Below are 13,434 nucleotides of genomic sequence, written 5' to 3' on the forward strand. Positions count from 1 at the left end.
GCTCCGAGGCGCCGGCTGCCGGGGCGCTGCGCCTTGCATAGGCGCATATGCACGTATTAGACAAGCGATCCGTGCCCGCCGGAGTGCCCCGTGGACGAGTTCCAGCCTCGCGCCGTGATCTGCCACTGTAACGCGATCCGCCAGGGCGCCCGTCAGGTGACGCAGTTCTACGACCGACACCTCGCCGCCATGGGCCTGCGCACCTCGCAATATTCCATGCTGATCGGCCTGCGGCGGCTCGGGCCGATCTCGATCAACGGGCTCGCCGACGCGATGGCGATGGACCGGACGACCTTGGGCCGCGCCCTCAAGCCCCTGGAGCGGGACGGCCTCGTGGGCGTCGGCCCGGGTCCGAACGGGCGGACGCGCGCCCTGCACCTCACCGAGGCCGGGCGGCAGCGCCTCGCCGAGGCCGAACCCCTCTGGCGCGTGGCCCAGGCGGATTTTGAGGCCCGCTACGGCGCGTCCGAGGCGGCGGACCTGTGCACCGCCCTGGCGCGGGTGGTCCAGATTCTGTGATGCGAGTTCCGCAGCATGAGGGTCGCTCAACCCCCCACCTCCAACGCCTCCCCGCAAACGCCTCCCCGCAGGAGGGAGGAGGGCTGCGTCACAGGTCCGAAAACCTGGATGCAGGAATCCAACGGCCTGTCGAAGGAAGCGTAGCGGGCTCGACGTCTCGGCACGATCAGCACGTGAGGCGGAGGGCCCGAGCGTCGCTCCCCCGTTGCGCGCCCCCTCGCCTCACCCCTTGCGCGGGCGGGCGCCGAAGATCGCGGTGCCGACGCGGACATGGGTGGCGCCCATCTGGATCGCGGCCGGGTAATCCGCGCTCATGCCCATCGAGAGGATCGGCAGGTTGTGACGCGCGGCGATGCGGGCCAGCAGCGCGAAATGGGCGGAGGGCGGGGCCTCGGCCGGAGGGATGCACATCAGGCCCTGGATCGCCAGGCCGTGGGTCTCGCGGCATTCGGAGAGCAGAGTGTCGACGGCGGCGGGCGAGACGCCGCCCTTCTGAGGCTCGTCGCCGGTATTGACCTGGATCAGCAGCTTCGGCGTCCGCCCGGTCCGTGCGATCTCCTTGGCGAGCGAAGCGGCCAGGGACAGCCGGTCGAGGCCGTGGATCACGTCGAACAGCTCCACCGCCTCGCGGGCCTTGTTCGATTGCAGCGGCCCGACGAGGTGGAGTTCGACATCCGGGTAGCGCTCGCGCAACGCCGGCCACTTGGCCTTCGATTCCTGCACGTAGTTCTCGCCGAACAGGCGCTGCCCGGCCTCCAGGGCCGGCAGGATGCCCTCCGCCGGGATCGTCTTCGACACCGCCACCAGGGCGACCGAGGCCGGATCGCGCTCGGCATCCTCCGCCGCCTGGGCGATCTGGTGGCGCACCGCCGCGAGCCCGGCCACCACGTCGGCGGCGCTCGGGGGAGAGGGGTTGTCGCCAGCGATTGGGGCGTCGGGAGCGGCGTCGGCCATGGTGCCTCGGAAATGCGTCGGGGGAACGGGTCCGGCAGGGACTGTCTGCCAGGGGGACTATCATTCCGAACGCAGGCCGCAAGACGGAAGCTCCCATCCGGGAGGCTTCACGCAGGCCGCAAGACGGAAGCTCCCATCCGGGAGGCTTCCGCGCAGGCTCGTGTTGACCCCTCCCCTCCCCGTGGTAGTCCGACCGTCAAACCTCCCGGCGGCCCCGCGACGACGCGCGGGCGGCCCCTCGCTTCCCGAACCCCGGCGCCCGGCCCATGACGACCACCCCCGCGACCACCCCGACGCCCGAGCGCTACAACGCCAAGGAGACCGAGCCGCATTGGCAGCAGGCCTGGACCGAGGCCGGCATCTACGCCACGAAGAACGACGACGACCGGCCGAAATACTACGTGCTGGAGATGTTCCCCTATCCGTCGGGGCGCATCCACATGGGCCACGTGCGCAACTACGCCATGGGCGACGTGGTGGCGCGCTACAAGCGGGCGCGCGGCTTCAACGTGCTGCACCCGATGGGCTGGGACGCGTTCGGCCTGCCGGCCGAGAACGCCGCCATGGAGCGCAAGGTCAACCCACGCGATTGGACCTACGCGAACATCGCGACGATGCGGGGCCAGCTCCAGAGCATGGGCCTGTCGCTCGACTGGAGCCGGGAGATCGCCACCTGCGATCCCGATTACTACAAGCACCAGCAGCGCATGTTCCTCGACTTCCTCGACAAGGGGCTGGTGACGCGCCGCACGGCCAAGGTGAACTGGGACCCGGTGGACCACACCGTGCTGGCCAACGAGCAGGTCATCGACGGGCGCGGCTGGCGCTCGGGCGCCCTGGTGGAGCAGCGTGAGCTGACCCAGTGGTTCTTCAAGATCACCGACTTCGCCCAGGACCTGTACGACGCCCTCGACGGCCTGGAGCGCTGGCCCGAGAAGGTGCGGGTGATGCAGAAGAACTGGATCGGCCGCTCGGAAGGGTTGGAGGTCCGCTTCGCCCTTGCGGCGCCGCCCGCGCATGGGGCGCCGGAGATCACGGTCTACACCACGCGGCCCGACACCCTGTTCGGCGCGAAGTTCCTGGCCATCGCCGCCGATCACCCGATCGCCGCGGCCCTGGCCCCGGCCCATCCGGCGCTCCAGAGCTTCATCGAGGAATGCCGCCGCACCGGCACGGCCCAGGCGGCGATCGATACGGCGGAGAAGCTCGGCTACGACACCGGGCTCACGGTGCGCCACCCCCTCGATCCGTCCTGGCTGCTGCCGGTCTACGTCGCGAACTTCGTGCTGATGGAGTACGGCACCGGCGCCGTGTTCGGCTGCCCGGCCCATGACCAGCGCGATCTCGACTTCGCCAACAAGTATGGCCTCGGCAACACCCCCGTGGTCTGCCCGGAGGACCAGGCGGCGGCCACGTTCGTGGTGACCGACACCGCCTATGACGGCGACGGGCGGATGATCAACTCGCGCTTCCTCGACGACATGACCACCGACGAGGCCTTCCACGCCGTGGCCAACCGGCTGGAGGCCGAGATCCTGGACGGCGCCCCGGTGGCGCAGCGCAAGGTGCAGTTCCGCCTGCGCGACTGGGGCGTCTCGCGCCAGCGCTACTGGGGCTGCCCGATCCCGATCATCCATTGCGACAGCTGCGGCCCCGTCCCGGTGCCGGTGGCCGACCTGCCGGTGAAGCTTCCCGACGAGGTCTCCTTCGACGTGCCCGGCAATCCGCTGGAGCGCGACCACGCCTGGCGCAACGTCCCCTGCCCCACCTGCGGCAAGCCGGCCCGGCGCGAGACCGACACCATGGACACCTTCGTGGATTCGTCCTGGTACTATGCCCGCTTCACCGCGCCCTGGCTCCAGGACGCGCCAACCGACCGCAAGGCGGTCGACCAGTGGCTCGCCGTCGACCAGTATATCGGCGGCATCGAGCACGCGATCCTGCACCTGCTCTACGCCCGCTTCTTCATGCGGGCGATGAAGGCCACCGGCTGGTCCGGCGTCTCCGAGCCGTTCGACGGCCTGTTCACGCAAGGCATGGTGGTCCACGAGACCTACAAGGATGCGGCCGGGGCCTGGGTGCCGCCCGCCGACATCCGGATCTCGGGCGAGACCGGCGCCCGCGAGGCGTTTCACGTGAAAACGGCGGCGCCGATCACCATCGGCGCCATCGAGAAGATGTCGAAATCGAAGAAGAACGTGGTCGACCCGGACGACATCATCGCCAGCTACGGCGCCGACACCGCGCGCTGGTTCATGCTCTCCGATTCGCCCCCCGAGCGCGACGTGATCTGGACCGAGGATGGGGTCCAGGGCGCCGCCCGCTTCGTCCAGCGCGTCTGGCGTCTGGTCTCTCTCGCGGCCGCCGGGGACGCCGCATCGGGCTCCCACGACGCCGCCCTGCGCAAGGCCGCCCACAAGGCCCTCGCCGCCGTGGAGGAGGACGTCGAGCGCCTGCGCTTCAATCGCTGCGTCGCCCACATCTACACCCTGGCCAATGCCCTCGACGAGGCGCTGCGGGGCGGTGTCTCGGGCCCCGTCGCGGGCGAAGCCGCCGGCATCCTGACGCAGCTCATCGCCCCGATGATGCCGCACCTCGCCGAGGCCTGCTGGCAGGCGCTCGGGCGTGACGGGATGGTGGCGCAGGCGGCGTGGCCGGAGGTCGAGCGCGGCCTGCTGGTCGAGGACACGGTCACCCTGCCGGTGCAGATCAACGGCAAGAAGCGGGCCGACGTCACCGTCCCGCGCGCCGCCGACGTGGCGGCCGTCGAGGCCCTCGTCCTGGCCGATGAGGCCGTGCAGAAGGCCCTCGAGGGGCGTGCCCCGAAGAAGGTCATCGTGGTGCCGGGCCGGATCGTGAACCTCGTGGTCTGACACGGTCGCCGACCATGATCCTGCCGGATAGGAAACGTAAAGCTTGCAGCGAATAGGCTGTCGTCGGACCCCGGTTCGCCGTACAGACGGACGGGACGAGAGAGCGGGACGACGGCAGGCATGATGCGCTTGGCAAACGGCACTGGGGCGGTTCGGACGCGGGCGACCGGCACGATCGGGCGTGCCGCGCGGGTCGTGGCCGTCGCCGCCCTGGCGCTCGACCTGTCGGCCTGCTTTCGCCCGCTCTACGGCCCCACGGCCTCGGGCGAACCGATGTCGGCCCTGCTCGCCTCGGTTCAGGTCGACGACGTCGCCATGGCCCAGGGCCAGGAGCGCCTGGGCCATTACCTGCGCAGTGAGCTGATCTTCGATCTCGACGGCTCGGGCCAGACCGCGCCGAAGCGCTACCGCCTGAAGATGCAGGGCAGCGAATCGGTGCAGACCCCGATCGTCTCGTCGCTGACCGGGCGCGCCGAGGCCGGCACCATCGTGGGCACCGTAAAATACGCCTTGGAGGATCTCAGCGGCACCAAGATCATCAGCGAGGGCGTAGCGACGTCGACGGCGACCTACGACCGCTCGATCCAGCGCTTCGCCAGCCTGCGCGCCGCCCGCGACGCCGAGATCCGACTGGCCAAGGTGCTGGCCGAGCAGATCAAGACCCGCATCGCCTCGGTGCTGGTGACGAAACCCTGAGCGGGACGCGCGCGTGACCGCCGTCAAGGCCGGCGACGTCGATGGCCTCATCCGGCGGGGGCCCGATCCGCGTATCGCGGTGCTGCTCGTCTACGGCCCCGATACCGGTCTCGTCTTCACCCGCGCCAAGACCCTGGCCGAAGCCTTCGTCAGCGATCCGGGCGACCCCTTCGCCATGATCAAGATCGACGGCGACGTGCTGGCGCAGGACCCCGGCCGCCTCCTCGACGAGGCCGGCACGGTCGGGCTGTTCGGCGGCACCCGCACGATCTGGGTCCGGGCCGGCAGCCGCAACTACGCCCCGGCCGTGGACGCCGCCCTGAAGGCGGAGATCCACAACGCCCGGATCGTGGTCGAGGGCGGCGATCTCGGCAAGTCCGCTCCCCTCCGGACGCTCTGCGAAAAGTCGCCGAAGGCCCTCGCCCTGCCCTGCTACCCGGATGACGAGCGGGCGCTCGGCGACCTGATCGACCGGACGCTGCAGGATCAGGGCCTGCGCATCGCACGCGACGCCCGGGACATCCTCGCCACCAGCCTCGGAGGCGACCGGGGCGCCAGCCTGTCGGAAATCGAGAAGCTGGCGCTCTACGCCCGCGGGCAGAGCCAGGTGAGCCTGGACGATGTCGAGGCGGTGGTCAGCGACGTCGCCGGCAGCGTGCTCAACACCCTGATCGATGCGGCTTTCGCCGGCCGTACCGGAGAGGTCGAGCGCGACTATCGCCGCTTCCGCCACGAGGGCATGGACCCGTCGGTGATGCTGGGCTCGGCCCTCCGCCATGCCCTGACCTTGCTGGCGACGCGCCTCGCCGGAGAGGGTTCGAGCGCCAGCCAGATGGTGGCGAACTGGCGCGGCCTGCATTTTCGGCGGAAAGCCCAGGTGGAGACGCAGCTCGCGCGCTGGTCACCCCCTGCCCTGCGGCACGCGATCCAGCTGTTGCAGGACTCGGTCCTGGCCTGCCGCCGGGCTGACCCGGAGCTGGCCCACGCCCACGCGTCGAGCACGCTCCTGCGCATCGCCGGCGAGGCGGCCCGGCGCCGCTGATCGGGCGGCCCCGGTGCGGGGCCTCAGGGGCGTGGCCTCAGGCCTCGGGCAGCGTCACCCGGAAGCGCCGGCACAGACCGTCGAGTTCGTCGGCGGTCTCGTAGCGGATGCGGATCTCGCCGGCGCCCGCGACCTTCGACTTCACCGCCACGCTGACGCCGAGCGCCCGCGCCATCGCCTGTTCGAGGGTGCGGATCTCCGCATCCTTGCCGGCGGCACGACGGGGCCGGCCGGGGCGGGGGCCGTCGCCCTCGGGCACCTCGGCGGAGGCCAGGGCCTCGACCTCGCGGACCGACAGGCCCTCCTCCACGATCCGCCGCGCCACGCCCTCGGGGTCGCGCACCGCCAGCAGGGCACGGGCATGGCCGGCGGTGATCTCGCCGGCGACGACCCGGTCCTGGATCGACGGCGACAATTGCAGCAGCCGCAGGGTGTTGGCGAGATGGCTGCGGCTCTTGCCGAGGATCTCGGCCAATTCGCTCTGGCTGTACTGGAACTCGCTCATCAGCCGCTCGTAGCCGGCCGCCTCCTCAATGGCATTGAGGTCGGTGCGCTGGACGTTCTCCAGGATGGCGAATTCGAGCGAGGTCCGGTCGTCGATCTCGACGGTGACGACCGGCACGTCGTGGAGGCCGGCCCGCTGGGCGGCGCGCCAGCGACGCTCGCCCGCCACGATCTCGTAGGTGTCGGGCACGCCCGCCAGCGCCCGGACCACGATCGGCTGGATGATGCCCCGCACCTTGATCGAGGCGGCCAGCTCTTCGAGATCCGACTCGTGGAAGCGGCGGCGCGGGTTACGTGGGTTCGGGCGCAGGAACTCCACCGCGACCCTGCGTTGCGCCTGGGATTTGCTCGCCTCGGCGTTGTCGTCGCCGAAATCCCCGATCAAGGCCGCGAGGCCGCGCCCGAGCCGGGGCCGCACCACATCATCCGCCATCGCCACCTGCTTCAACTCCGAACGCACTGGGTCATGTCATGGGGTGAGGGCAGGGCGCCCCCACCCGTCTCAGGCCGCGACGGGCAGGCGCCCCTCGCGCTGGATGATCTCGGAGGCGAGGCGCAGATAGGCCTGCGAGCCCGCGCATTTGAGATCGTAGAGCAGCACCGGCTTGCCGTGCGAGGGCGCCTCGGACACGCGCACATTGCGGGGGATCATGGTCTCGTAGACCTTCTCGCCCATGAAGCTGCGCACATCGGCCACCACCTGCGCCGACAGGTTGTTGCGGGGATCGAACATGGTCAGGACGATGCCCTGGATGGTGAGGCGCGGATTGAGCGCGCCCCGCACCTGCTCCACCGTGCGCAGCAGCTGGCTCAGGCCTTCGAGGGCGAAGAACTCGCACTGGAGCGGCACCAGCACGGCGTCCGAGGCCGCCAGGGCGTTGATGGTGAGGAGGTTCAGCGAGGGCGGGCAATCGATCAGCACGTAGGTTATGCCGGCCGTGCTGCCGGTCTCGCCGATGCCCTTGAGGACATTGCGGAGCCGGTGGGCGCGGTCGGGCGCGCTGGCCATCTCCAGCTCCAGGCCGAGCAGATCCATGGTCGAGGGCGCCACCATCAGCCGCGGTACCGCCGTGGGGATGCAGGCCTGGGCCAGGGACGCCTCACCCGCGAGCACGTGGTAGGTCGAGACTTTGCGTTGGCGCCGGTCGATGCCGAGCCCCGTCGAGGCGTTGCCCTGGGGATCGAGATCGATCACCAGCACACTCTCGCCGATGGCCGCCAGGGCGGTGCCGAGATTGATCGCCGTCGTGGTCTTGCCGACGCCGCCCTTCTGGTTGGCCAGGGCCAGGATGCGCAGCGGCCGATCCGGATGGGCTCCGGCCGTCGGTACGGGAGTCGGATCGCTTGTCATGAATCCACGCGAGATAGGGTCGTGACGCGGACGATCCGCGCTTCCGACTCGGTTCGGCTCGGCACGAGATCGTAAACGAATCTCCACCGTTGCGCGGCCTCGGTCAATTCCGACTGGACGTCACGTCCTTTCGGAAACAGGCCGACCGTGCCGGTTGTCAACAGGGGCTCGGCCCAGGCGAGAAGCTGGGTGAGGGGGGCGACCGCCCGGGCACACACCACGGCGACGCCCTGATGGGCCGCGATAGCCTGCTCGATGCGGGCGTTGTGAACCCGGGCCGGCGCCCCGGTGAGGCGGGCCGTCTCGGTGAGGAAGGCGCATTTCCGCGCGTTGCTCTCGATCAGGTCGACCCGGAAATCCGGGCGGTCGTGTCCGGCGATGGCCAGGACCAGACCGGGCAGGCCGGCCCCTGCCCCGAGATCGAGCCAGGTCGCGGCGTCCGGTGCAAGGTCCAGGAGTTGCAGCCCATCGGCGATGTGGCGACTCCAAACCTCGGACAGGGTACCGGGTCCGACGAGATTCTTGATGGTCTGCCAGCGCCGCAACTGCTCGACATAGATGTCGAGGCGCCGCGCTGTTTCACGTGAAACATGCGCTTCGGCCAGGATCCGGTCGCGGTCACGCTCAACCATGGGCCGCGACACCCCGACCGGCCCGGCGCGCATGAGCGGCCAGCAGGGTCAGCGCCGCCGGCGTCACCCCCTCGATTCGGGCCGCCTGCCCCAGCGTCCCCGGCCGCACCGCTTCGAGCTTCAACCGCATCTCGTTCGAGAGCCCGGCGATGCCGGCATAATCCAGGCGCACCGGCAAGGCGACGGCCTCGTCCCTGCGGAACGCGGTGATGTCGGCCTGCTGCCGGTCGAGATAGACCGCATAGGTCGCATCGGTGCAGAGGCGGTCGGCCACCCGTGCCGGCACGGCCTGCAATTCGGGCCAGACGGCGCCGAGGCGGTCCCAGTCGATCCCCGGATAGGACAGGAGTTGGAAAGCGCTCCGGCGAATCCCGTCCTGGTTGAGAGCGATGCCGACGGCTTGCGCCTGGTTCGGGGTCAGGCTCAGGGCATCGAGCTGCGCCCGCGCGGCGTCGAGCGCCGTCTGCGAGGCCGCGAAATGCTCGGCCCTGTGGCGACCGACGCAGCCCAGGGCGGCCCCCCTCGGGGTCAGCCGCTCGTCGGCATTGTCGATGCGCAGCGAGAGGCGATACTCGGAGCGCGAGGTGAACATGCGATACGGCTCGCTCACCCCGTGGGTGACGAGATCGTCGATCATCACGCCGAGATAGGATTCGGCCCGGTCGAAGATCGCCGGGGCCGAGCCGCCGACGAGGCGTGCGGCATTGATGCCGGCGACGAGCCCCTGCCCCGCCGCCTCCTCGTAGCCGGTGGTACCGTTGATCTGCCCGGCGAGGAACAGGCCGGGCAGGCGCTTGGCCTGCAGGGTGGCATCGAGTTCGCGCGGATCGACGTAGTCGTACTCGATGGCGTAGCCCGGTCGCAGGATCGTGGCGCGCTCAAGACCCGGGATCAGCGCGATGACATCGCGCTGGACGCTCTCGGGCAGGGCCGTGGAGATGCCGTTGGGATAGACGGTCGGATCGTCCAGGCCCTCCGGTTCGAGGAAGATCTGGTGTCCCTCGCGGTCGCCGAAGCGCACGACCTTGTCCTCGATCGAGGGGCAGTAGCGCGGCCCCCGGCTGGCGATGCCGCCGGAATACATCGGCGAGCGATGCAGGTTGGCCCGGATGAGATCATGCACCGCCTGCGTGGTGCGGGTGATGCCGCATTCGATCTGCGGCGTGGTGATCCGGTCGGTGAGGGTCGAGAACGGAACCGGATCGTCGTCCGCCGCCTGCATCTCCAGGCGCGACCAGGCGATGGTGCGGCCGTCGAGGCGGGCCGGCGTCCCGGTCTTGAGGCGTCCCAAGGCGAAGCCGGCGCGATCGAGCGTCAGGGCCAGACCCACCGAGGGCGCCTCGCCGACACGACCGGCCGGGATCTGGGTTTCGCCGATATGGATCAAGCCGCGCAGGAAGGTGCCGGTGGTGAGCACCACGGCGCCGCAGGGGAGGGCGCGGCCGTCGTTCAACAGGACCGCCGCGACACGTCCCTGCGTGATGGTGAGGTCGGCGACCTCCGCCTCGATCACCGTCAGGTTGGCGGTCTCGGCGATGGCGGCCTGCATGGCGCGGGCGTAGAGCTTGCGGTCGGCCTGGGTGCGGGGGCCGCGCACGGCCGGTCCCTTACGCCGGTTGAGCAGGCGAAACTGGATGCCGGCCGCATCGGCGACGCGGCCCATCAGGCCGTCGAGGGCGTCGACTTCGCGAACCAGATGGCCCTTGCCGAGGCCGCCAATGGCCGGATTGCAGGACATGGCGCCGATGGTGGCGGCCTGATGGGTCACGAGGGCCGTACGCGCGCCGATCCGGGCCGCGGCGGCCGCAGCCTCGACGCCGGCATGGCCCCCGCCGACGACGATCACGTCGTAGGAATCAGGTGTGTGGTGCATGGGATCGATTAAGCGTCTGGCGCGTGGATGGTCAACGCGCGCCGAGCGAAGATTGCGGTTTCCACGTGAAACAAGAGGCTTGTGCGCCCGCAGGACAACAGGGCGCTGCGCCTTGCGCCGGCGCTCGTCACTTGCCGATGCAGAAGCCCGCAAACAGCCGGTCCAGCATCTCCTCGACGCCGACATGCCCGGCCACTTCCCCCAGCGCACGGACCGCGAGGCGCAGATCCTCCGCCGCCAGTTCGGGCAGCGGGGCGCCGGCGAGCAGGCGGTCGAGATGGTCCCGGCATCGGCTGAGCCCGAGGCGGTGGCGTTCACGGGTGATCAGCGCATCGCCGCTTCCGATCGCCTGCGCGGCCCGGGCTTCGATGGCGGCGAGCAGGCGATCGAGTCCGGCCCCCGTCAGAGCCGAGATCGCGATGCAATCGGTGTCGTTCGAGGAATCGCCGAGACCGAGATCGCACTTGGTCCGGACGTGGAGCACCGGACTGCCCGGATCGGGCGTGGGTGTCGAGTCCCGCTCGGCGTCCGGCCCTTCCAGCATCACGATCAGGTCCGCCTGGGCCATGCGGGCCCGGGTTCGCCGGATGCCCTCCGCCTCGATGGCGTCCGCCGCCGCGCGCAGACCGGCCGTGTCGACCAGGATCACCGGCAGCCCGCCGAGGTCGCAGCGGACCTCGATGACATCGCGCGTCGTGCCCGGAAGATCCGAAACGATCGCCGCCTCGCGCCGGCTCAAGGCGTTCAGCAGCGTCGACTTGCCGGCATTGGGCGGACCGGCCAGCACCACGGTGAAACCGTCGCGCAGGCGCTCGCCCCGGTGACCATCCGCCAGGACGGCAGCAATCTGATCGCGAATTGCCCGCGCCCGCTGGCTCAGCGCCGCATCGAGCGCAGCGTCGTCGACATCGCCCTCATCGGAGAAATCCAGCGCCGCCTCGACGCCGGCCAGGAGATCGATGAGCCGGGTGCGCCAATCGGCGACCTGACGGCCGAGGGCGCCATCGAGTTGGCGCAGGGCTTGGCGCCGCTGCGCCTCAGTCTCGGCATCGATGAGGTCGGCGATACCCTCGGCCTCGGTCAGGTCGAGGCGCCCGTTGAGGAAGGCCCGGCGGGTGAAGGCACCGGGCTCGGCCGGTTGGCATCCGGGGATCTCCGCCAGCGCCCGCAGAACGGCCGTACGGACCGCAAGACCCCCATGCAGATGGAGTTCCGCCATATCCTCGCCGGTGAAGCTGGCGGGACCCGGCATCCAGGCGACCAGCGCCTCATCCAGCGGGTCGCCGTCCGGCATCCGCAAGGTGCGCAGCGACAGGCGCCTGGGAACCGGCAGGGGAGGGGCGAGGGCGCGGATCACCGCGGCCGCGTTCGGCCCGCTGATCCGGATCACGCTGACGGCGGCCCGGGCTGGCCCGGTCGCCGGCGCGAAGAGGGTGGTGGTTTCGATCATCCGTGCGGTGCCCCGCAACCCGACAATTCCGGTCTCAGAATATAGACCGGTCTCGGAATATCGTTATGCCGGCAAACCAAATTGGTTTCTTGCGGGAAATTTTTGGGAAATAGGCAGGACGATGCTTGTCCCCGGGGCAGCGCAAGCCCCGGGGTCACCCCGTCTCAGGTGTTCATCGAGTCGAAGAAATCGTTGTTGCTCTTGGTCTGGCGCAGCTTGTCCATCAGGAACTCGATCGCGTCGGTGACGCCCATCGGGTTGAGGATGCGGCGCAGGACGTAGGTCTTCTTGAGCGCGTCCGGCGGCACCAGGAGCTCTTCCTTGCGGGTGCCCGAGCGCGTGATGTCGATGGCCGGGAAGATGCGCTTGTCCGAGACCTTGCGGTCGAGAATGATCTCGGAGTTGCCGGTGCCCTTGAACTCCTCGAAGATCACCTCGTCCATGCGCGAACCGGTGTCGATGAGCGCCGTGGCGATGATCGAGAGCGAACCGCCCTCCTCGATGTTGCGGGCGGCACCGAAGAAGCGCTTCGGGCGCTGAAGGGCGTTGGCGTCGACGCCGCCGGTCAGCACCTTGCCGGAGGACGGCACGACGGTGTTGTAGGCCCGGCCCAGGCGGGTGATCGAGTCCAGCAGGATCACCACGTCGCGGCCGTGCTCGACCAAGCGCTTGGCCTTCTCGATCACCATCTCGGCGACCTGCACGTGGCGGGTGGCCGGCTCGTCGAAGGTCGAGGCGATGACCTCGCCCTTCACCGAGCGGATCATGTCGGTCACTTCCTCGGGGCGCTCGTCGATGAGCAGCACGATGAGGTAGCATTCCGGGTGATTGATGGTGATCGACTGCGCGATGTTCTGCATCAGCACGGTCTTGCCGGTGCGCGGCGGCGCCACGATCAGGGCGCGCTGGCCCTTGCCGATCGGGGCCACGATGTCGATGATCCGCGGCGAGAAATCCTTCTTCGGCGGATTGTCCAGTTCGAGCTTGAAGCGCTGCGTCGGGAACAGCGGGGTCAGGTTGTCGAAATGGACCTTGTGCTTGATCTTCTCCGGGTTCTCGAAGTTGATCGTGTTGACCTTCAGCAGCGCGAAATAGCGCTCGCCGTCCTTGGGACCGCGGATCGGCCCCTCGACCGTGTCGCCGGTGCGCAGGCCGAAGCGACGGATCTGCGTCGGCGAGATGTAGATGTCGTCGGGACCCGGCAGGTAGTTCGATTCCGACGAGCGCAGGAAGCCGAACCCGTCCTGCAGCACCTCGCAGGTGCCGGCGCCGATGATCTCGACCTCCTTGGCCGCGAGTTGCTTCAGGATCGCGAACATCAGTTCGGCTTTGCGCATGGTCGAGGCGTTCTCGACCTCGACCTCTTCGGCGAACGCGATCAGGTCGGTCGGCGTCTTGGATTTGAGGTCCTGAAGCTTGACCTCGCGCATGCCGTCGAGATCGGCGGCGACGATTCCGCCCTCGACCGGGCTTTCCTCGGGGAGGGCATCGTACTGTGACGTCATGGGGATTCAGAACCGGCGGGAAGGGCGAGGCGGGG

11 protein-coding genes are annotated in these 13,434 nt (G+C 69.6%); 4 read left to right on the forward strand and 7 right to left on the reverse strand.

The genetic code is table 11. From position 1 onward, the window contains the following. Positions 1-90: 90 nt before the first annotated feature. Complete coding sequence (locus ASF60_RS16710) at positions 91-519, forward strand: MarR family winged helix-turn-helix transcriptional regulator (protein WP_056187412.1); 429 nt, start codon at positions 91-93, stop codon at positions 517-519. Positions 520-741: 222 nt separating this feature from the next. On the opposite strand, the gene ASF60_RS16715 is transcribed toward ASF60_RS16710, so the two are convergent. Continuing rightward, positions 742-1,473 carry a YggS family pyridoxal phosphate-dependent enzyme gene (locus ASF60_RS16715; protein WP_056187415.1) on the reverse strand — a complete coding sequence of 244 codons (732 nt, stop codon included), beginning with the start codon at positions 1,471-1,473 and terminating at the stop codon, positions 742-744. A 266-nt stretch (positions 1,474-1,739) separates the two neighbouring features. Between ASF60_RS16715 and leuS the strand changes: the two genes are divergently transcribed. The 3 genes from leuS (at position 1,740) to holA (ending at position 6,084) form a co-directional block, all read left to right on the forward strand. Beyond that, the gene (leuS, locus tag ASF60_RS16720; protein WP_056187417.1) at positions 1,740-4,346 is read left to right on the forward strand and encodes a leucine--tRNA ligase; all 2,607 of its coding nucleotides are present in this window, start codon (positions 1,740-1,742) and stop codon (positions 4,344-4,346) included. Positions 4,347-4,466: 120 nt separating this feature from the next. Beyond that, on the forward strand, positions 4,467-5,042 hold the full coding sequence (lptE, locus tag ASF60_RS16725) for an LPS assembly lipoprotein LptE (protein WP_244478473.1): 576 nt from the start codon (positions 4,467-4,469) through the stop codon (positions 5,040-5,042). Between the two features lie 13 nt (positions 5,043-5,055). Continuing rightward, on the forward strand, positions 5,056-6,084 hold the full coding sequence (gene holA / locus ASF60_RS16730) for a DNA polymerase III subunit delta (protein ID WP_056187419.1): 1,029 nt from the start codon (positions 5,056-5,058) through the stop codon (positions 6,082-6,084). Positions 6,085-6,121: 37 nt separating this feature from the next. On the opposite strand, the gene ASF60_RS16735 is transcribed toward holA, so the two are convergent. The 6 genes from ASF60_RS16735 to rho form a co-directional block, all read right to left on the reverse strand. After that, positions 6,122-7,021 (reverse strand): ParB/RepB/Spo0J family partition protein, encoded by a 900-nt coding sequence (locus tag ASF60_RS16735; RefSeq protein WP_056187992.1) that lies wholly within the window; start codon positions 7,019-7,021, stop codon positions 6,122-6,124. 69 nt (positions 7,022-7,090) lie between these two features. Then, a complete protein-coding gene (locus ASF60_RS16740; protein ID WP_056187421.1) occupies positions 7,091-7,939 on the reverse strand; it encodes a ParA family protein in 849 nt (282 codons plus the stop codon). Beyond that, a complete protein-coding gene (gene rsmG / locus ASF60_RS16745) occupies positions 7,936-8,571 on the reverse strand; it encodes a 16S rRNA (guanine(527)-N(7))-methyltransferase RsmG (RefSeq protein WP_056187995.1) in 636 nt (211 codons plus the stop codon). Before rsmG ends, ASF60_RS16740 begins: the two co-directional genes overlap by 4 nt. Then, the gene (mnmG, locus tag ASF60_RS16750) at positions 8,564-10,444 is read right to left on the reverse strand and encodes a tRNA uridine-5-carboxymethylaminomethyl(34) synthesis enzyme MnmG (RefSeq protein WP_056187424.1); all 1,881 of its coding nucleotides are present in this window, start codon (positions 10,442-10,444) and stop codon (positions 8,564-8,566) included. The genes rsmG and mnmG overlap by 8 nt, the downstream gene beginning before the upstream one ends. A gap of 127 nt (positions 10,445-10,571) precedes the next feature. Next, positions 10,572-11,894: a tRNA uridine-5-carboxymethylaminomethyl(34) synthesis GTPase MnmE gene (gene mnmE / locus ASF60_RS16755; protein WP_056187427.1), complete on the reverse strand. Its 1,323-nt coding sequence runs from the start codon at positions 11,892-11,894 to the stop codon at positions 10,572-10,574. Between the two features lie 164 nt (positions 11,895-12,058). Then, positions 12,059-13,399, reverse strand: coding sequence for a transcription termination factor Rho (gene rho / locus ASF60_RS16760; protein ID WP_056187430.1), 1,341 nt, complete (start codon positions 13,397-13,399; stop codon positions 12,059-12,061). Between the last annotated feature and the right edge of the window lie 35 nt (positions 13,400-13,434).

This window comes from Methylobacterium sp. Leaf113 (assembly GCF_001423325.1).
Lineage (GTDB): Bacteria > Pseudomonadota > Alphaproteobacteria > Rhizobiales > Beijerinckiaceae > Methylobacterium.